This is a genomic window from Pseudomonas sp. W22_MBD1_FP4, assembly GCF_052113765.1.
Classification (GTDB): domain Bacteria; phylum Pseudomonadota; class Gammaproteobacteria; order Pseudomonadales; family Pseudomonadaceae; genus Aquipseudomonas; species Aquipseudomonas sivasensis.
This window is the reverse complement of record NZ_JBGQOI010000021.1, coordinates 35433-53759: the sequence shown is the minus strand read 5'-3', so window position 1 is coordinate 53759 and position 18327 is coordinate 35433. Positions and strand designations below refer to the sequence as shown.

Here is an 18327-nt window from a genome sequence, read left to right as displayed (position 1 = left end):
TTGATAACCTGAGTCTCAAGTTTTCGATGCTGCCATGCGTAACTAGAAAACAATTGTTTGCGGTGACCACTGAGCCAAATGCAGACGCACTTGCACTACTCGCCGATTGAAACTAACCCTCGCTCGGCCCGTATCAAGGCATGACAGTGTGATCGCCAACCCGTCACACGCCCAAGTCCCTAGCGAACAAGGCATCGCGGAGCGCAGGTGTCGCGCGGTTCTCATGGACGAGTCGGCGAAGCAGTGACTGGTTTAGATGCTCCCTGAGACGGGAGCGCAGTTCGATGAACGACTGTGAACAGCCAAGGTTGCTTGTGGGCCATTGACGCACTAACGCTTGTCGAAGAGCTTGAAGAGCCTCGGCACCAATCGTACTTGGGTATAAGCGCTGCATCTCATCAAACCCGGCGCTGCGCTTATAGCCAGCTAAGATCTCGCTCAACACCACGCTTAGGGAGTCCCCGAAGACCCGCCACGCCTGTTCCCACAGCGGCTTTTCTACTTCATCCTGCAACGCCTACCCTCACCTATAACATCGCGCCGCGATCATCCTGCTGACGGCCAACCTAGACGGCACAGAGAGGACGCAAATGCATATCGAATTCGATCTGAATGTGAATGACGCCGAAGCTCTACTGCGCCACTGCCAGACTCATGTGCCAGCAAGCGGGGATCCTCGCGAAGATGCCCGTTTGATGGACGCGCTGGCCGCATTAGTGGAAGCGCTGACGACACCCGACGCTCAGTCATAATCAGAGCCATTGTGAGATCCCAAGGCCCCCTAAATTAGTCTCTGGCTTTGCTCAGATGATCACCGGGTTGCACGCAGCCTTTTCATGAAAGTTGACTGTGGGATGGCTGCGTACGATCAGCACTGGCCGCTTGGAAACTACGAGCGCGGATGAGGTCATTCAATGGCACTCATCCCCATATGTTGTCTGACATGGGAAAGATCCAAAGCGGAATAACCCTGGCCAAAAAATTTTGGCGACAGCGCTGTGTTTTGTACCCAAAGCTGAAGCAGCGGCCTTTGGCCGAAACGACGATCCCCCTGCCAGCCCCTCCCCTTGCCTCACGGCAAGGCCTGGAAGGGCTGAAAACCGAAAGACAGCTTTCAACACCTCGTTGTGAACCCGCCTCAGGCGGCGAGGCCGACACCGTATAAAAATTTTTGTCTTCAAATATAGAACTCCGTCGCCTCAAACAACTTTCAAGAGGGGGCGTGAATAAAAATCCCACTTGTTAATCAAAAGTGTCGACTCCATCACGCTTTTTATCCCAACTGACCAGATTTGGATGACGCTGGCCGGGGTTTGCGGGGCTCTACCAATGCTCTCCTCAGCTGACTCCGAGTGAGCCCGCTCGGGGCTCCGGCACACTATCTACGCAGACCGGGGACGGAGAGCTGCTGGCTCATTGGCGCACTGCTAATCTCACGCGCCAGTGAGGCTAGGGCCTGTACTTCGTCATAGGACAGCCCCTAAGATCTAAAACCATCACAAACCCGGGGAGTGCCGATCTTGCCGAGCGTATTTTTCTCATACTGCCATGCCGATGAAGCGCTTCGTGATCAGCTGGAAAAGCAGCTCTCGATGCTTAAACGCCAGGGCGTGATCGACACGTGGCATGACCGCAGGATTGGTGCAGGTCAGGAAATTGATGCGGCCATCGACAACCACATCAACAGTGACGAAATCATTCTCCTTCTAGTCAGCCCGGACTTCATCGCCTCAGATTATTGTTACAACATCGAGATGGCTCGCGCCATGGAGCGCCACGCGGCAAAGGACGCGATCGTCATCCCTGTAATTCTGCGCGCGTGTGATTGGCACCATGCTCCCTTCGGCAAGCTGCTTGCCACGCCTGAGGATGGTAAACCGGTCACCCTTTGGCCCGACCGGGATGTGGCTTTCCTGCAGGTGGCGCAGGCGGTACGCAAGGCTGCAGAACGATGCCGCCAGGCTGTGCCCAGTCCTGCATCGCAACCCGAGCGCGTGGAGTCAGTTATTCCACAGCCGCCCACCCATTCAGCTCCTGCCGGCCCTCGGTCGAGTAACTTACGAGTTGCCAAGAGCTTTACCCAGCGGGACAAAGATCAGTTCTTGCTCGACAGCTTCGAGTACATCGCTCGCTACTTCCAGAACTCGCTTCATGAGCTTCAAGCCCGCAATCCAGGTTATGAAGGGGTGTACCGTCGAATCGATGCCAATCGCTTTTCCGCAGTGATCTATAAGGACGGACAGGACGTTGCCAGGGGGACGGTATTTACAGGGGGTCAGCTGGGTGCCGGGATTTACTACAGCCAAGGCGACTCGTTTGCTGGCAACAGCTACAACGAGTCCCTCTCGGTGAACGCTGATGATCAAGCCCTGTACTTGAAAACCCTGGGCATGTCCCACTATGCCGGTCACGATCAGAAGCTGTCTCAAGAAGGTGCTGCGGAAGCGCTGTGGAGCGTCGTCATCACACCATTGCAACGCGGGAGATGATCTCTCCTGCCCAACCTCAGGGTCATAGCGATGGAGTAGTGGCGGGACAACGTCCGAGTGGCTTACCGCCCTCTATCGATCCCTGGCATCATTTGCGGCGCTTTGAAGCAATAAGGGCATCGAAGGCCTCCTTGTTCGAAAGCCCCTCCCGCATCCTCGCGACCAAGAACTCTGCATCCAACCCTGCAGGGTCAAAATACGCTCGGGCATGCCGGACGATCGACAACCAGAGCTCGAAAGGGACTGCTGTGTTATCGCCATGCTGGTACCGATAACTTGGGCGCTGTAGCAACGCAGGCACTCGCATGACCAGGTCGTCACTCAACCGTTGAAATATTTGAAAGGGTGTGTCGCTCATCCCAATAATGGAAGGGTGAGTGAGGCGGCTGATCGATTTAATGGCTGACTCAGGATCGACAGTATGCAGCTCCGATAGGCGTCGCACGTCGGCCTCAAACGCCTCAGGGCCTACTGTCGCTACCAGGCGCTCGATGATCTCCAACTCAGGAAGGTTGTGACGCTCCAAAGCGATAACGTGCTTCTCCATAATTGCCCTCACCTATTTGATACGACGCCCAGCCCGCCGGCTTTCTGAGTAATTACACCACACATGGCCAGGCGCTCATTTGCACCTAGCACGTGAATTTTAACCGGAGCCGGGCCGTCTGGCGGCTTTCGATCCGAAGGCCCGATGAGAGGGGAGCGATAGCCCAACGTGATCCAGCCAAAATGGTGATCACCTCACTAGGCCATCAGATAGGGCAACAAGTCGACTCACTCGACACTGTCAAATTGATATCGTTACTATGGCACCTCCGACTAGGTCATCAAGGACGCGTCATGCCCAAGTCAAAAAGCCTCCAGCGAGCAAATCCGGGCTTTGAATCCACAATTTGGATTGATCACACTCACATTATCGAGAGTGCCTCAGCGTTTGGGGATGTAGCCATTGCCTTGTCTCAACAATTGAACCCCTATGATGATCCAAGGCTAAATGTACTTTTCACTAACGGCGCATTAGCACTAGAGCTTTACTTCAAATCGCAGCTAGTCGAAAGGGTCTTCGATCCTGCCTTTATAGAAATGACGGATGACGATGCAATAGTCACTAGAGAAGAGCAGTACCTGAATGACTCGCCAGGTGTAGTAACAATTCTTCACAGCCGCCTTGAGGTTAAAAAAGAATTCAGATCCCATGAGCTGGTAAAGCTCTATCAACACCTAAATCAAGACACGCAGAATAGAATTCTCAGCGCAGTTTCGGATGAAGCAGCCAAAATACAGACACAGGATGAGATGCTGGAATTCCTTGAGGCAATCAATAATTTCTTCAAAGAAAAACGTTATCACTTTGAAAGTTTTCTCACAGGCATTGAAAGTGACAAAAAATATATTTACACCTTGATACCAGTTCTGAAAGGCGTGAAATCAGCGCTTGCTAACATTTGAGTTCGGCGGCAACCACGCAGTTACCCGACAGATTCAAAAAACCAAATATCATAGGTTTGCACATGACAAAATTAAAGTGCTACGCAGATTTAGTAAATAGTATTTTCGGCCCCGGAACAACAACCTTCGACACCGAAGCTACAACATGGAACAATATTGTTGGAGCAGTCGCCAGCACTACAGATTTTGAGATCTTTAAGAGGAATTTCGCGGCACGCCTTCACAGACTCAAAGGCGCCATTGACACTAATCAGAACATTTCCGCCCCTATCATTAACGCGGTGAATGGCGTCGCTAAACTAGGTGGATGGGAAGGTTACTATGCAGAATTGGCGGCACTGGATTACTTCCTTAGCGACGCAGAGACGGGGCCTGGAGAAATTAGTCTAGATGTTACCTATGCAGCATCTGACGCAATCGCCTCCGATTTCGGAATGAAGAACATCAACTACGACTTGTGTATCCCTTCGATGGGTGTCGTTTCCGACTTCAAAATCCTTTCAGACAAGAGCGGTGGAATTCTGGATGGAATTTTTAAAGAATTCCGATCCATTAAAAGCATAAATAAGCTCACAATCCTACCTGAATATCCAGAGGATGAGGATTACGACATTTTCCAAAAAGAACGTGCCAACCTCTTAAAGGAGCTGGTTGAGGAAATCGACTTAACCTTAAGACCCTCGCACTTCCGTAGCAAGATCGTCGATGGCCTATCCTACCGATTTGGATGGGAAGCTGGTGTAATGTTCGCAGAAAGTAGTTACGACTCGAAAACCCACGCTGCAAATCACCAGCGCTTACTCGTAACACATGCAAAAAAATTCTCGCGCAAAGAACCCACATTAATTATTTTTGTCGTATTTCCATGGGCCAGTGAAAAAATCATGCTCTTTAGCACAATGGGCATACCTCACGAGTTTATTCACAATCTTGGCGCAATATTTTTCGACACAACCACTACGACTCAAACCAAAGCCAAAACCATTAATAAAAAAATTAAATCCGACATTACACTTGCAGACATATCTCGCCACCTTTCCGGAATCGTCTTGATTGAGGACAATATAATTTTGTCCACCGAAGACAGCGCGATGCTGAAAGCAAGCTATATACTCAACACTAACGCCGCACATAATCTTCATAATAGTAAATTTGAAACTTATTTGAAGCGGAGGGGAGCAAGCAATCTTGAAATCTTGCCAGCAAGATAAATTTCCTTATTAAGAGGCGCTTCCTTGTAGGTGCTTCAGCGGTGGGCAAACCAGTCATAATGGTTTCGACTCTATGATATCGACCTGTGGTTTAAGGGAAGTATCATGAGCCTGCTCGATGAGCTTGACGAAAGCATGGAGACCGTCGGCGAAATTGCCAACCACCTAGAGGCCCAGATGGGACGCTATGAGCGGGGCAGTCCCCCGCTCTTCACGTGGCTCAGCAATCGCCTTGAACGCCCTGAGGAACTCGCCAAGGCGTCGCGGGATACTCCCCAATCCCCTCTGATCTGCGCATGGATTATGCAGCCTGGATTCACAGCTTCAAGCATGGGTAACCTATGATCAGCGTCCCTCTCCAATCACAAGGGATACATTTGTACTCTCCATGGAATTGCTCATGAACGACATCTGGCTGCGAGAACAAGAAAGAAGGAAGGCCCTCTGGCAACTGGCTGATCTGATGCCTGGCGACCGGGGCGCTCAGGCAGTCTTGAAGAGGCTGGAAGAGCTTAAGCGGCTCGATCATGACGCTCCATTGAGCGAATGCCATCTCGATCCGGATCAACTGGCAGAGCTGCCTAGAGAAGCTCATCCCGTAGGCTGTTGGGTCGTGCGCGAAGGCGACATCCCAGAACCATGGAAATCCCGTTTTGTCATTGCGCTTGGCGCCGCAGGCAGGGTCGAGGAGGGATTTTACCTACAGGATTGGATTGATTTTCTCGACGCCTGGCAACGTGATCTCGCACATGTAGAGCAGCACCATGCGGCATTTGATGACGAGTAATCAATCCAAAAAGCCAGCGGCCTGTAAAGGCCGCACCCACACCTCACGCAAAACCATCTGCTGTAAATTTAGCGAACTACAATTCCATGCTGCGCGAAATCGCTTAAGAGTGTCTTGCGACTCAACATGGCGGGTAGCTTGAAGATGTTCCTGTATCCATACCAAAGGCCCATAGGGAGCAGCACCAACCCTATGCCAAACGTGGCCGTAGCGGCAATAATAGCTGCTGGAACTGAAGCAAGCGAAAATACTATACCTTTTAACACTGTTGATCTCGCAATCAAACGGATGTCATCCAGGTCGTATTCGACTTTCCCATTTTTGTTCTCGAAAGCCAAAACAACAATGGTCTTTTTCGAGAGCTTCTTGAAATACCACGTTCGTGGAGTTTCAGTTGCCATAGCACCATGATTTTTTAGATACTTTGGAACTACCACTTGTTTAAAATAGAATGTATTGCCTTGTGCATCTTCAAGTCTCACACGATTATAAAGCGCATCAAGATCGCTCAGTGCTTGTACGTCATAATTTTTGATAATCACCGTTATCTTTTCGAGGTCAGCCATTTTTCGTCCTTAAGGCATTAGTTTTTGACAGGCGCGACTTTTATACAATCCATCATGAGCAGCCAGGCGGCGTGCTCACGGGGCAGTGACTGATACTGGGGCGACTGGCCACTGGAACCACCTCCCATTGCCACGAGAAATACTCAAGCAAAAGTCTGTCACGAGCTCTGCTCGCTGGAGATCACGTAATGATCTCCGCCGGCGGTACGCACCAGTTTGAAGTCCTCCCTTTCTTCAACGCACCACACGGGGGGAGTAGCAACTGTCATTCCGTCCTCCGACTTCCTCGATTGGTCGTTGTAAACGAGCGCGACGTATCTCTCCCCTACTCTTGCCGCGCTGAAAAGGTAAGCGTCGACGTGTACAGACCAACTGACGGCCTGGGCCCGAACGACCTCACAGGGCAAACCTTGACAGACGCTCTGCCGTTTTTCGCCCCTCTGGAGGCTTTCCGGCCACTCACGATTTGACATCTGCTTCGCTCCTGACGATTCAAAACCACTGCGTATGTAACCTAGCCGCACCGCCTTCTTCGATCGATAGGTCGACGGGGCGCGATGCGATTTAGCGAATAATTGAGAAGCCTCTCGTGCAGCTCCAGCCGGAGCCACGCCCCGTATGACGATCTTCAAAGCCAGAGCTGCGCGGCTTGAGCCCGTCATGCCTTGAGACGTCATTGGCTAGCGCTCTAGGAAACGCAAGCAATCCCGCCGACACCACAAAGTACAGTTTTATACATTATGTGATGTGTAACTGTACACGCTAACGTGGCTATATCCTCGCTTTTTGGGGACATCGCCTTGTTGAAGCAAGCGCTTGCGGCAGTCGTTCGGACGATCCGAGAGAATTTGGGCTTCACGCAGGAGAGCTTGGCTCACGCGGCATCGCGGACATACCTGAGCCGGATTGAGAACGCCGAGACCAATCCGACCATCGAGAAATTCGCAGAGCTGGCCGAGGCGCTCGGATTGAACCCTGTTTCACTGATGGCGCTCGTTCTCTCGACCCGCGACAACACCTCCACCGCCGACGTACTCGCCAAGGCTACCGAAGATTTGAAAGCCCTTGAGGCTAAGATCAGCACTGATGACATCAGGGCGCACCTGGCGGGTATGACAATTCAGAAGCGGCCTGCCGCGCGGCCTGCCGACATCCTAAAGCTAAGAAAAGTACTTGAGTGCAGAGGCGCTGGTTTGAGTAAGGCCGAGACCGCGAGGCAGCTAAATCTCACCCGCTCTACTGTTGGCTACCTGTGGGATAGGACGGTGCCTGCGGAAGACTGAACAGGGTTTAATCCCGGGCAAGTCCGCAATTTTAGCGTTTGAAGCGTCTTATTAATGGAGTGGCTGGCGATGAGGCCAAACTAGCTCGGCCTCTGAGTTGAAGGCATCATCAATACCAGCCCCCATGCCCCCTAACTCATGACTACATGATCTATAGGTTTGAAAGAACTAACCGCGCGCAAAAAGGCGAATCACTTTCTAACCGATATATTTGAGACTTGTGCTTACGCCATACGGGGCCCTTGGAACAACACTCGATAGTTTCCTCAAGTGTCGAAAAATCGCCCCACATAGTCGGTCGATCCCAGGCTCCGCCGTCCAGGCAATGGACGATGAATCGAGTACCGGTTGGATAGGATTCGAAAAATTGCTTCTTATGCTCTTCGACGCTAGCTTCAATCTCGGCTGCGTCTAAGCTCTCCCCTCGGCGTTGAATACACTCACGGCGCCACGCCTCCGAATCCTCCCAAGTGGTCGATTCGATATATGGGAGCTCCCACCAGTCTTCCAGTTCGAGCGGCTCACGGAATTGGTTAGGGGTATTGGAGAAGCATTCGCGCAGGATAGGATTCAAAGGGTAGGTCTGATCGGCTTTCTCCTGTCGATCCGGTCTGTGCTTATCCTCGTACCAGTCCACCTCGATGAAACCGTCGGAGCCATCTGGAATGATTCTCTGGGTGGTAGCCATGCGCGGTTCTTCCTCTTCTTGCTAACGGTCAGGTTGATCGCTCTGCCGGTGTTGACCACAGCGGCTTGCTGGACGAGCTTAGTACATACCGCATGGCAAAGGGGAAAATCAGTGCTTATCCAAGATAATGATGATATATCACCTCTTTTCGACGAAATTTCTGGCTTGAACTGAGTTTATGTTCAATGCCCACACTAATTACCACAAAGGAAGCGAACCGCGCGTCCGTCAACGAAGCCGGTGCTGGTACCAGATGTTCACAGACCTTAATCCTCCATGGTGGGCTCGCTGGCTCCCATCGGCAGCACGCAGCCTTACCATTTCCAGTACCACCCTCAAAATACGCAAGCTAGACGACACCGAGCATGTTGAGTGGAAAGCGATCCCTCATCCTCCTAAAAAAGCCCCTATCTGGTTCCTGCACATGGCGTCCGTGACTACCCTTCGCGGCACGTCGCGACTGTATTTTCGAACCTCTGAACAACGAGATGCCGCGTGGGAAGCGCTCGTTCGAGCTTGGTACCTTCCAAGAGTCGCACAAGCGCGGACTAGGCTGGACTCATTTGCAGAGTCCTTGAGAGATGCGCGCTACCTACGGACTTCACAGTGGGTGTCTTATAGGCAACAGGCTCTTTCTTGGGAAATCTCTTGCCCACCTGTCCCACCTGCGGGCGTATTGGCTGCTGAGGATTACGATCTACTGACCCGTATGTGGAAGCTGATAGGCAATCCCGAAATCTGGCTCACGAAGTCGCGCGAGGCCTATGTCGAGAGAGCGCTGATCGACTACCGCGACCTCTTTGACACGGTTGAAAGCAGCGAGCTGACGTCAGACCAGCGCAAGGCATGCGTCATTGATGAAGACAACAACCTCATCTTGGCCGGCGCAGGTACTGGCAAGACCAGCACCGTCATTGGGCGGGTGGCCTTTCTCGTCCAAAGTGGACAAGCGAGGCCCGAAGAGATCCTTCTGCTCGCGTACGGGAACAAAGCCGCCGAAGAACTCAGAGAGCGTCTTGAGAAAAAGCTGGGCATCAAGGGCATCACAGCTGAGACTTTCCACCGGCTTGGTCGATGTATCATTCAGGAGGCAGCGAAGAAGCCGATCGCCACTAGCGCCATGGCAACCGACAAGGCCCTGAAAGCCCAGTTCGTTAATTCTGTATTCGAGACCAAACAACGCGAGCCAACGTACCGGGAACTGCTGCTGAACTACTTTGAACAGTGGCTGTACCCCGTGCGTAACCCTTTTGACTTCAGCACGCTCGGCGAGTACTACCGGTTCCTGGCTGACAACGAGATCCGCACCTTAAAGGGTGAAGCCGTCAAGGGCTTCGGCGAGTGCGACATCGCCAATTTCCTTTTCAAAAATGGCATCGAGTACAAGTACGAGGCCATCTACGACACCTCGATTCGTTTGCAGACTCGGGGTGCCTACTGCCCTGATTTCTACCTTCCAGATTATGGGATCTATATCGAGCACTTCGGCACCGATCGCCAAGGAAAAACCGCCTCCTATATCAATCAAGACCAGTATCACGCGGACATGACGTGGAAGCGTGAGGTGCACCAACTCGGTTGCACGACACTGATCGAGACCTTTCACTACGAAAAACAGGAAGGCGTGTTGCTTGAAGAATTTAAGCAACGCTTGGTCAAAGCGGGTGTCGCTCTTGATCCAATGCCGCCGGAAGCGGTACTGGAGACCCTTCGAGAGTTCGGAGCGATCACCAGGTTCTCGCAAATCCTGACAGACATGCTTGGGTTGCTCCGTGCGGCGAATCTCAATGATCAGGAGCTAGCGGAACTGATTGCTCGATCCGCCGACCCTGGGCAGATCCGCGCAGCCCTAGACCTTCTTGCACCCATCGTGGATGCCTACGTGCTAGCGCTTGAGGACGAGAAGAAGATGGACTTTGATGACATGATCAACAAAGCCAATCAGCACGTTCGAGAGGGCAGCTTTGAAAGCCCGTGGAAATTCATCATCGTCGATGAGTTCCAAGACATCGCCAAATCGAGAGCTGACCTAGTTAAGGCTCTACGCGACAACCAGGAAGATGTTTCACTTTTCTGCGTGGGAGATGATTGGCAGTCGATCTTCAGGTTCACAGGCAGCGATATCAGCTTCACCGCCGACTTTGAAAAGATCTTTGGCGCGACCAAGGCCACGGAGCTTAAGAAAACGTTTCGCTTCAACAGCATGATTGGTGCGGTGGCGAGCCCTTTTATCATGCAGAACAAACGCCAGATGCCCAAGACCATCGAATCCCATACTGTGGTCTATTCACCTACCGTGTCATTGGTCAGAGCGCCAATGGGGAGCGATGCGGCCAAGGTCGAAGCGATTCAGCGAACCGTCCAGCGTGTGAGCCAAATCGCCAAGGCAGGCTCCTCTGTCTATTTCCTGGCAAGGTTCAAGCACGACCTGCCTGACCTCCAGGCCCTGTCCATCCAGTACCCCAGTCTTGCGTTCAAACAGGATTCGATTCACAGCTCAAAAGGCAAGGAAGCGGATTACGTCATCATCCTGGGTCTGGGCAAAGGGAAGTACGGCCTACCGTCTGAAATCGTGACTCACCCGCTCATCGAAGCACTGCAGCCAAAGGCCGAGCCTTACCCTCATGCCGAAGAGCGGAGGTTGTTCTATGTCGCGCTCACCAGGGCCAGGCATCGGGTCTATCTGCTCTGCGACATGGCTCGGTACTCACCTTTCGTAAAAGAGTTAGTTGAAGGGGATTACCCTCTAGAGCTTGAAGAGCTTCCAACCACTCCAGAGCAGTTGAATGCGACAGCTGCTAACTGCCCGGTATGCACCCAAGGGAACCTGGTCAATCGGGTCAAGAGGGCGAACAACGCTCCATTTGTAGGCTGTTCCAACTGGCCACAATGCACCCACACGGAAAGCGGTTGCCCAACGTGTAAGGCACCAATGAGACCGTCCGGACGCTATCGCATCTGCGTATCGCCAGGCTGTAATGGCTGGATCGCTACCTGCCCAAGAACGGGCGGGGACATGATCTATCGCGCCAACGGAAACTTCTGGGGCTGCTCGGATTACAGGCGAGCGGGAAAAGTATCATGCAGGCACACGGAGCAATTTATCCAGGGCCCGACGTGATTAGCTGCTGATGAGATCGCCCTGCGGGCTCACCTCCTTCGAGTAGCCCGAGGGAATCGGGACGAACTTGCTCGCCTGGCGAGACTCAGCACGTTCAGTATGCTATTCACAAAGGATCAGTGAAGCGGACACGGATGAATCCAAGAGTAGCAATCTAATATCATACATATCGATGACAGCTGCTTTCATCGGAGCTGCTTAACGCTGCCTAGATACGGCACGACTCGCTAAGGAAGAGCACTGAGGCATGCAAAACCTTTCATCGAACCCTACCTCGGCACCTGGACAGTACTACGGATTTTCTATCCAGCCGACACGGCTCTGCTTCCACCTCCTCCAGGCGCCTTCCGGATCAGTTGTGTCATTGGAAGCATTGGACGACACTGATGTAGTTCAGCCGGACAATCATGTCCAGGTTGAGCAGGCAAAGAGCGGACTCGCTACCAATCCCATTTCAGACTGGTCGATAGATCTATGGAAGACGTTTTCCAACTGGATCGACGCCATTGAGAGTGGTCAAAGTCGTTTGGAAAAAGCACTCGGGCAACGCTTCCCACAATGATAAAGTCGGTATTTTTGAACGGGACTCGGGAATGAAAATCTCTAGGCTTTTTCTATAAAAGCCCTCCGATCCCTATCACACGCAAAGGATTAGGATGATTACTTGGACGCCTCCTCAGCCACTGACTGCCCACAAAACTGCTCTCCGTCAAAAGGGGTTATATATCATAGGTGGCAAACAGAACCCCAAGCTCTTGGTCACCCCAGCAACCGATGAAGACGACTACTTCGGGCGCAACTGGCCTAACAACTTCAAGCCCTATTACATAGGTATCTCTGAGTCACTGAGCTCAGGGGTGAGGGGCCGTCTCAGCAGGCATAGTCGCCAGCGGGGCAGCATAAAAATCTCTCAGCGCATACGGGATAAGGAACCTCTCTTCTTCATTGCATCGTATGGCAATGACCTGGAGGCATACGAGGCATTGTTCCTTTGCCTCAAAACGGACGTGCAGTTTTCTGACAATATTCGTTCCGAGATCGAAAGGAGTTCGAAGCGCGAGTTCGAAAAGGTTCGGGCAAAGATGTCTCAGTACGAACGGGACTACTATGACAACCTTGACCATGATGGTCGGGACGGTTAAGCGGCGAATACTTTACGGCGCTACGAAGGTGAGGTAGGAGAAGCGCTCATAGGCAATGCGCATGCGCCTTCTTGGGCGTTGCAGAACGCCCCCCCCGGGCACACTCTGTGACAGCAATCTGATTGAATAAAAAGGGCTCGAAGGTGAAACCCTCCCCCTGCTACCAAGCCTGCATCGCTCCGATCTGAAACGGTGCCTGATGCTCGACGCCTTTACACAAATATTGCCGATCAAATCGAAGCGCCTAGATCAGACTCACGAGTGCAATAACCGGACGTCTGCGATCTCTGAGCCATTTGTTAAGGTGCTGGTTACCGTCGTCACCAACGACTACCTGATTTGGCAGCGTCGAGAAGCCCGTATTCAATGGCTCGTTAGGATTGTTACGGCCGATGCCTTTTGGTCGGCTTACTTCGCAGCGGCAAGCTGGAATCTCGGAGAGGAGTAAGCCATTTTTCTGCATTCTAAACCTCACGGTTTACAGTACAAAAAATTGGTTTACTCCTAGGTGCCATAGAGGCACGTAGGGCCGCCAAGTACTGCTGATTGGCCGGTGACTTTGCCGGACGCTTGATCGCGTGTGACCTACAGCGTTGCTCAACCCGATGGCCGACTTGGAGTAAGCGTCCGGCCAAGTTATCTATCCAGACCCGCAGTCAAGACATGGGTAAGCGTCCGGGCAACACACCTTCCTGATGCCATCGCTTAAGGCGATGGTGTCCACCTAGATTTGATGCACCGGTACAACTGGATTCGACCCCATGAATTCAATGGTGGTCTCGCGCCAGCTCAGGCCGAGAAAAAACTTGACGTCGTGTCCGGGATTAGTTGACCACTACAACGTAGCCCGAACTCTCAGTGGTCATAAACGCTTCCAGAGAACACGCTGGAGCAGCGATCCTAGTAGAATTCGTCGAGCTGATTACCGCCCCCGTTGAGATGTTCTATGAACTCTGATTTAACTGAAGAAGAAATGCGTCGTGCCCTGTTCGGTACGGCTCAGCCCGAAGAGCAGGTATCTGCTCCTCTAGTAGAGGAGCCTGTGGAAGAGGTTGTGCTCGCAAAACCGGTGGTCGCTCCAGCAGCCAAGAAGAAAGTGACGAAAGCATTTACGCCCAGGCTGAGGGTCACGTTACGCGTTGGGAACGAGTTTGAGGGAAAAATGATCGAGTTGATTCACGAGGCTGATACGTTGAGCTCGTTGCTTGCTGAGCAGGAGGCTGTGAAGGCTGCCAGGAAGAAATACAAGTACGTGGAATTGGTATCGGTTAAATCGATGTAGAAAACGCAGCTGGGCCGATGAGTTGAAACGTCGTGCGCCGACTCTAAAGAGCAAACCCCTCTTGGCTCTGCTCTCTATCTGCGTCAACTCGGTGGAGTTGTCAACGAAACTCGGGGCGATTCACTACGCATCCGGAGATGATTCAAAAAATCTCACCACCGATGCGAGAACGTGCGCCGGCATGCTTTCCTGTATGACCTGCCCAACATGCGGCGTCAGCAGAGGCAGCCAAGCATCAGCCTCAGTGCCGATGACAGTCCGAATGTATCGCTTCGTGACTTCAAGATCCGAATGGCCGAGCTGAATTCTCAAGGCCTCGTGGATGTCATGGGCGTACGCAAGATTTGGTTTGAGGCCATGGGCCTTGAAGTAGTGATAAACAACAAAGGTTGCGTAGGTATGACGCAGATGATGGGGGGTGATCTTTCGGCCCAACGTCTCAGACGCAGCCCTGAAGGCGTCCCAGATATCATGAAACTCAACACGCTTGCCGTTCGAAGTCAGCCACAGAGGCGCAATCTCTCCAGGGTAGCGACTAGAAAATAGCTTAAGACGATCCTTTCGACTTCCCGTTATGTATTCGGAGTGAAGGCGCTTCAGGGCCTCAGTAAGCACCACGCACTTCAACAAACGCTTCTTCCCCTTTGGGAGATAAATGAGCCGCTGAAACGGCACGCCCTTAGCCTTGAGCTCGGGATAGCGGAGCCAACCAGGGTTTCTAGCGTTGCTACCCAGGGGCAGTTGTACAACCCCGCCAATTCGCAAGCCCGTCGTCACCATCATATAACCGATATAATCATAAACTGGATCTATAGCAGACAGAATCGAAGATAGCTGTAGGTATTCATCGTTACTCAAGACCACATCTTTGTAGTCTAGAATACTAACCTCCGATTCAAGGCCAAGGTCAGCTTTTCCTACGCGCCCCTTTGATGTATGCACAGCGATGATAGATTTGCCAGATTGACATTCTGGCTGAACTTGAGACTTAGGCGGAAATTCAATAAAGCAAGCAATGCTATTTGCTTCGCACCAATCATAGAAGGCTCGCCACGACCGATAGTATGCATTGATTGACTGAGGCTGAACGCCATTTTCCTTCAACGCTTTCTTTAGGGCCATGATGTGCACTTCGTAGGTGACCCTATCGAATCTCACGCTCATATCCGCGCAGGAATCGAACAAAATCTTCAAATGCTTAAAGTTATTGATAACGGTCGTGGGTTCTCTTCTCCCTCCACGCACCATCGTTGATTTTCGTAAGTAGATCAGATACCGGGCCAGGGGAAAGTGCAACATCCCATTGATATGAGGAATTGGCGTACCATCTTTATGGGCTACGGACTCAATATACATTACCGATCTCACTCAACTGCGCAACATCATAACTTCATCGAAACGCTCTACGCTATCAGCCAGCGTTGGATACTCTATGGATTTATACATAGCACGCAGCTTCGATACTGGAACTTTTCGTGCTTCTTCCCGTGCCCTGTTCCGAGCTTCCAAGGCACTCAAATCCGCATAGAAAACTACGGCTACCACTTTAGTTTTCTGATGCTGCCGGGCGATATCCAGCAGTTCATACCTGTCACTCTGGGTCAAATTGCAGGCGTCGAACAAAATAGAGTATCCCCTGCTGCCGATGAAATTCTTGCACCAGGTTGACTTCCCGCTAGCAGGCGCTCCTACGGTAATAAACAAAGTCTTTTCCACAGGCCGAGCCAAAGCACTGCGAAGCTCGTTCAGCGCATCCACCCAAGCTTTCTTCAGCGACAGCTGGTCATTACCGTGACGTTCAGCATCGGGACTTATCAGTTGGGGCTTGGTCTGCATGTTGACGACGACAGGCGCAACGCCGTCATTCCGCAAGGCGTTAGCCTCAAGCACGCGCGTGCGTGACTCCAGCTCGTCGACGTTGCGTTGACTAGCAGTCAACAGCAGTTGAAGTCGCTCCCTGATATGCTCAAGATCGCGGACATTTTCCAGAAGGCTGTAATTCTCAATCAGCGCATTGTGCAGCTTTGTAGCAACCGGCACCTCCCCTGGATCTTGCCCAAGGTCTTTTTGCGCCTTACGAAATGAGGTGATTTCCTCACCTAACGCTACCCACTGCTGAATCAATCCCTTATCTGGGGTGTTCAGCTTGCCATACAGGTATTTCCTATCAATTTTTGCCCGCTCTGCAACGGCGGAGATTGTTACCTTGGCACCATTGGATAGGAACTCAGCCTTCAGCTGGTCGAAGGCTACTCGTGCCTCCGCCAGGCGATCTTTATTATTGATCACTTCAGGGACTCCACGATAGGAGTGTACAGCTCAACGAACTCCCGGGCAGACGCCATGATGTGAAGGTTCTGGGCATAATCCTCATCAACGGCGCCATCAATGAGCGATTTGTAGAAGCCCAGTGATTGCTCCAGCGCTTGGGACTCGCACTGGGTTACAAGGCAGTGGTCACACTTGGCACCCACGCATTTGCTAACAAAGGGTAAGCCGCCTGCATGATGCAGGTTAGTTGTTACGTCGGTGAGCTCCAGTGCAGGTATGAGTTTGACGCAGGGCTTCTCAGTCTCGTCATTGGGATCAAAAGCGCAAACAGCTAACGGGGTCAGTAGGAAATGCATCGAGCCATGTAGAGCCCGCTCACGCAGGTATTGCGTCATCGTGGCCCCAAGACTGTCGCCGGTGATACCCTCAAACAACGGATCCTGCTGCATCCCCTCTTTTATCCGCTCACCTACAGCACCGGCCAGCTTCCCCTCCTGTGCAGACCTCCCAATGTCGCCGACAATTTTGAGCGACTGCTCAACCAGGATCTCCTGCCGAGCCTCGACAATCAACGGGTTGTTCCGCAGGTACATCTCGGTCATGTTCATAGATTTATGGGAGAACAGACGCATCACTAGCAGCGGCCCCAGCACCGGGCTATTCATCACAAACCATCCCGCAATCGTCTTGCGAAATTGATGCGGGTGCGGCTCGTAAGCGACGCCGACATCGCGGGCGAACGCTTTGACGTAGTTGATCAAACTCATCGTGGTCAGTTGACCACTGACGTGATCGCTTTTCTCGTTGGACTGCAGAGGCGCAATCAGATAATCCTCACGCCGCTTCAGCGTGCCTAGCTTTTCCAGGACTCTGACCGCCTGGTACGTAGCTTCAGGTACAGGTATCGAAATGACCTGGCCATTCTGATACTCCCTGCTGGTCTTGCGCACAGTCACCGTCATTCGATAGAAGCCATCAATGCCCATCGTCAGGTCGGGTACACAGCAACCGAGCCTCAGGTTTCGCATCTCCCAGCTTCTCAAGCCTGTTGTGAAAAGAATTACTGTGATCGCGGCTCTTTTGATGTGTGAAATACACCGCTCAGCTTCTTTGCGCTCAAGCCTGTAGGTGTGTTTCGTTGGGTCAGAAAGAGAATCATACCGAACGAACTCAAACTTGAAGGGCAATCCGCGACCCAAGTCATTGACTTCCAAACCCAATTCGGCGCACACCTTGTTAACACGCCCTCGCGTGACGATACTCCCCGAGTTATGTTGGTCAATGCCTTCATAAATAACCTGATGAAATTGGATCAAAGGTTCCGAATACCGCTCGATGTAATCCAAGGCCGCTGTCGCTAAAGGAAAAGCGTATTCAAGCGGGATCGCTTGCCACCCCGAGACCTCTTCTGGCGGAGCGAGCTCTTCGTCAACTTCGTAGTCCTTGAAATCCGCCAATCGCTTGCCATCGAACGGATTACTTTCAAGCTTTAAAAACGAAGGCAACATGCCCTCATCTTGGGAGAGACGCCACCACTCAGCGAGCAGCCGAACCTTATCCCACTTGGTATTGTCATGCTGCCTAAGAGCATTAACTGAATTCAAAAACTCAGAAAAGTCTTCTTGTTGAATATCTCTAGGCAGCTTGAAGTACCCGCCGTCATATTTTGCTACCAACAACTCTTTCCCAATGAGCCATTGTGCAAACTCTTTCGCGGCATAAACGATATTATAAACGGTGCGGGGACTGCGCTCCATGATTGCAAATCGACCTAGAAGACAAAATGCAATCAGCTTGAACAACACGATCAGTGGAAAGTGGGTTCGCTTCGAGGAGCCAATGACAGCCTCAACATTGATGAAGTACTCAAGGCCTTCCTTTCGAAAATCCCAAGCAGGATCTTTGAGCACACTTGCCTGGCTGACTGGGTGATCACCCCAGGTGCGGATGACATAGTCCATGATATCCCAGCAATCAACAGTATTTGGATCCGATGATTTAAGATCTTGCGCAGGTGTCCTAACTTTCAGAGCCATGT

17 protein-coding genes are annotated in these 18327 nt (G+C 51.9%); 11 read left to right on the top strand and 6 right to left on the bottom strand.

Annotation, left to right across the window (positions count from 1 at the left end; all coding sequences use genetic code 11):
* Window positions 1-590 precede the first annotated feature (590 nt).
* Complete coding sequence (locus ACEN2T_RS23345) at window positions 591-752, top strand: hypothetical protein (RefSeq protein ID WP_236513978.1); 162 nt, start codon at window positions 591-593, stop codon at window positions 750-752.
* 768 nt (window positions 753-1520) lie between these two features.
* Window positions 1521-2489, top strand: coding sequence for a toll/interleukin-1 receptor domain-containing protein (locus ACEN2T_RS23340; RefSeq protein WP_442117622.1), 969 nt, complete (start codon window positions 1521-1523; stop codon window positions 2487-2489).
* An 88-nt stretch (window positions 2490-2577) separates the two neighbouring features.
* Here the strand turns inward: ACEN2T_RS23340 and ACEN2T_RS23335 are convergent, their stop codons facing one another.
* Window positions 2578-3036: a hypothetical protein gene (locus ACEN2T_RS23335; RefSeq protein ID WP_442117621.1), complete on the bottom strand. Its 459-nt coding sequence runs from the start codon at window positions 3034-3036 to the stop codon at window positions 2578-2580.
* A 293-nt stretch (window positions 3037-3329) separates the two neighbouring features.
* Here ACEN2T_RS23335 and ACEN2T_RS23330 point away from each other — a divergent pair, with 293 nt between their 5' ends.
* The 4 genes from ACEN2T_RS23330 (at window position 3330) to ACEN2T_RS23315 (ending at window position 5936) form a co-directional block, all read left to right on the top strand.
* Entirely contained in the window at window positions 3330-3938 is a 609-nt protein-coding gene (locus tag ACEN2T_RS23330) for a hypothetical protein (RefSeq protein WP_442117620.1), read from the top strand.
* 62 nt (window positions 3939-4000) lie between these two features.
* Window positions 4001-5149, top strand: coding sequence for a hypothetical protein (locus tag ACEN2T_RS23325; protein ID WP_442117619.1), 1149 nt, complete (start codon window positions 4001-4003; stop codon window positions 5147-5149).
* 105 nt (window positions 5150-5254) lie between these two features.
* Window positions 5255-5494: a hypothetical protein gene (locus ACEN2T_RS23320; protein ID WP_442117618.1), complete on the top strand. Its 240-nt coding sequence runs from the start codon at window positions 5255-5257 to the stop codon at window positions 5492-5494.
* A gap of 55 nt (window positions 5495-5549) precedes the next feature.
* Window positions 5550-5936 (top strand): hypothetical protein, encoded by a 387-nt coding sequence (locus tag ACEN2T_RS23315; RefSeq protein ID WP_442117617.1) that lies wholly within the window; start codon window positions 5550-5552, stop codon window positions 5934-5936.
* 68 nt (window positions 5937-6004) lie between these two features.
* On the opposite strand, the gene ACEN2T_RS23310 is transcribed toward ACEN2T_RS23315, so the two are convergent.
* Window positions 6005-6502, bottom strand: coding sequence for a hypothetical protein (locus ACEN2T_RS23310; protein WP_442117616.1), 498 nt, complete (start codon window positions 6500-6502; stop codon window positions 6005-6007).
* Window positions 6503-7302: 800 nt separating this feature from the next.
* Between ACEN2T_RS23310 and ACEN2T_RS23305 the strand changes: the two genes are divergently transcribed.
* Complete coding sequence (locus ACEN2T_RS23305; protein WP_442117615.1) at window positions 7303-7785, top strand: helix-turn-helix domain-containing protein; 483 nt, start codon at window positions 7303-7305, stop codon at window positions 7783-7785.
* Between the two features lie 151 nt (window positions 7786-7936).
* On the opposite strand, the gene ACEN2T_RS23300 is transcribed toward ACEN2T_RS23305, so the two are convergent.
* Window positions 7937-8473, bottom strand: a complete 537-nt coding sequence (locus ACEN2T_RS23300) for a hypothetical protein (protein WP_442117614.1) — start codon at window positions 8471-8473, stop codon at window positions 7937-7939.
* Between the two features lie 676 nt (window positions 8474-9149).
* Between ACEN2T_RS23300 and ACEN2T_RS23295 the strand changes: the two genes are divergently transcribed.
* The 4 genes from ACEN2T_RS23295 (at window position 9150) to ACEN2T_RS23280 (ending at window position 14018) form a co-directional block, all read left to right on the top strand.
* On the top strand, window positions 9150-11594 hold the full coding sequence (locus ACEN2T_RS23295; protein WP_442117613.1) for a UvrD-helicase domain-containing protein: 2445 nt from the start codon (window positions 9150-9152) through the stop codon (window positions 11592-11594).
* Window positions 11595-11841: 247 nt separating this feature from the next.
* The gene (locus ACEN2T_RS23290; RefSeq protein ID WP_442117612.1) at window positions 11842-12156 is read left to right on the top strand and encodes a hypothetical protein; all 315 of its coding nucleotides are present in this window, start codon (window positions 11842-11844) and stop codon (window positions 12154-12156) included.
* A 779-nt stretch (window positions 12157-12935) separates the two neighbouring features.
* Window positions 12936-13184, top strand: coding sequence for a hypothetical protein (locus ACEN2T_RS23285; RefSeq protein WP_442117611.1), 249 nt, complete (start codon window positions 12936-12938; stop codon window positions 13182-13184).
* 498 nt (window positions 13185-13682) lie between these two features.
* The gene (locus tag ACEN2T_RS23280; RefSeq protein ID WP_442117610.1) at window positions 13683-14018 is read left to right on the top strand and encodes a hypothetical protein; all 336 of its coding nucleotides are present in this window, start codon (window positions 13683-13685) and stop codon (window positions 14016-14018) included.
* 123 nt (window positions 14019-14141) lie between these two features.
* On the opposite strand, the gene ACEN2T_RS23275 is transcribed toward ACEN2T_RS23280, so the two are convergent.
* The 3 genes from ACEN2T_RS23275 to ACEN2T_RS23265 are packed head-to-tail and all read right to left on the bottom strand — an operon-like array spanning window position 14142 to window position 18325.
* Window positions 14142-15374 (bottom strand): tyrosine-type recombinase/integrase, encoded by a 1233-nt coding sequence (locus ACEN2T_RS23275; protein ID WP_442117609.1) that lies wholly within the window; start codon window positions 15372-15374, stop codon window positions 14142-14144.
* A gap of 12 nt (window positions 15375-15386) precedes the next feature.
* Entirely contained in the window at window positions 15387-16307 is a 921-nt protein-coding gene (locus ACEN2T_RS23270) for an AAA family ATPase (RefSeq protein WP_442117608.1), read from the bottom strand.
* Window positions 16304-18325, bottom strand: a complete 2022-nt coding sequence (locus ACEN2T_RS23265; protein WP_442117607.1) for a site-specific integrase — start codon at window positions 18323-18325, stop codon at window positions 16304-16306. Before ACEN2T_RS23265 ends, ACEN2T_RS23270 begins: the two co-directional genes overlap by 4 nt.
* Between the last annotated feature and the right edge of the window lie 2 nt (window positions 18326-18327).

Coding starts and splice junctions, on each gene's coding strand:
- ACEN2T_RS23310 (WP_442117616.1), bottom strand. CDS start 6,502: ATGGCTGACCTCGAAAAGATAACGGTGATTATCAAAAATTATGACGTA.
- ACEN2T_RS23345 (WP_236513978.1), top strand. CDS start 591: ATGCATATCGAATTCGATCTGAATGTGAATGACGCCGAAGCTCTACTG.
- ACEN2T_RS23285 (WP_442117611.1), top strand. CDS start 12,936: ATGCTCGACGCCTTTACACAAATATTGCCGATCAAATCGAAGCGCCTA.
- ACEN2T_RS23325 (WP_442117619.1), top strand. CDS start 4,001: ATGACAAAATTAAAGTGCTACGCAGATTTAGTAAATAGTATTTTCGGC.
- ACEN2T_RS23315 (WP_442117617.1), top strand. CDS start 5,550: ATGAACGACATCTGGCTGCGAGAACAAGAAAGAAGGAAGGCCCTCTGG.
- ACEN2T_RS23265 (WP_442117607.1), bottom strand. CDS start 18,325: ATGGCTCTGAAAGTTAGGACACCTGCGCAAGATCTTAAATCATCGGAT.
- ACEN2T_RS23275 (WP_442117609.1), bottom strand. CDS start 15,374: ATGTATATTGAGTCCGTAGCCCATAAAGATGGTACGCCAATTCCTCAT.
- ACEN2T_RS23330 (WP_442117620.1), top strand. CDS start 3,330: ATGCCCAAGTCAAAAAGCCTCCAGCGAGCAAATCCGGGCTTTGAATCC.
- ACEN2T_RS23290 (WP_442117612.1), top strand. CDS start 11,842: ATGCAAAACCTTTCATCGAACCCTACCTCGGCACCTGGACAGTACTAC.
- ACEN2T_RS23300 (WP_442117614.1), bottom strand. CDS start 8,473: ATGGCTACCACCCAGAGAATCATTCCAGATGGCTCCGACGGTTTCATC.
- ACEN2T_RS23335 (WP_442117621.1), bottom strand. CDS start 3,036: ATGGAGAAGCACGTTATCGCTTTGGAGCGTCACAACCTTCCTGAGTTG.
- ACEN2T_RS23320 (WP_442117618.1), top strand. CDS start 5,255: ATGAGCCTGCTCGATGAGCTTGACGAAAGCATGGAGACCGTCGGCGAA.
- ACEN2T_RS23280 (WP_442117610.1), top strand. CDS start 13,683: ATGAACTCTGATTTAACTGAAGAAGAAATGCGTCGTGCCCTGTTCGGT.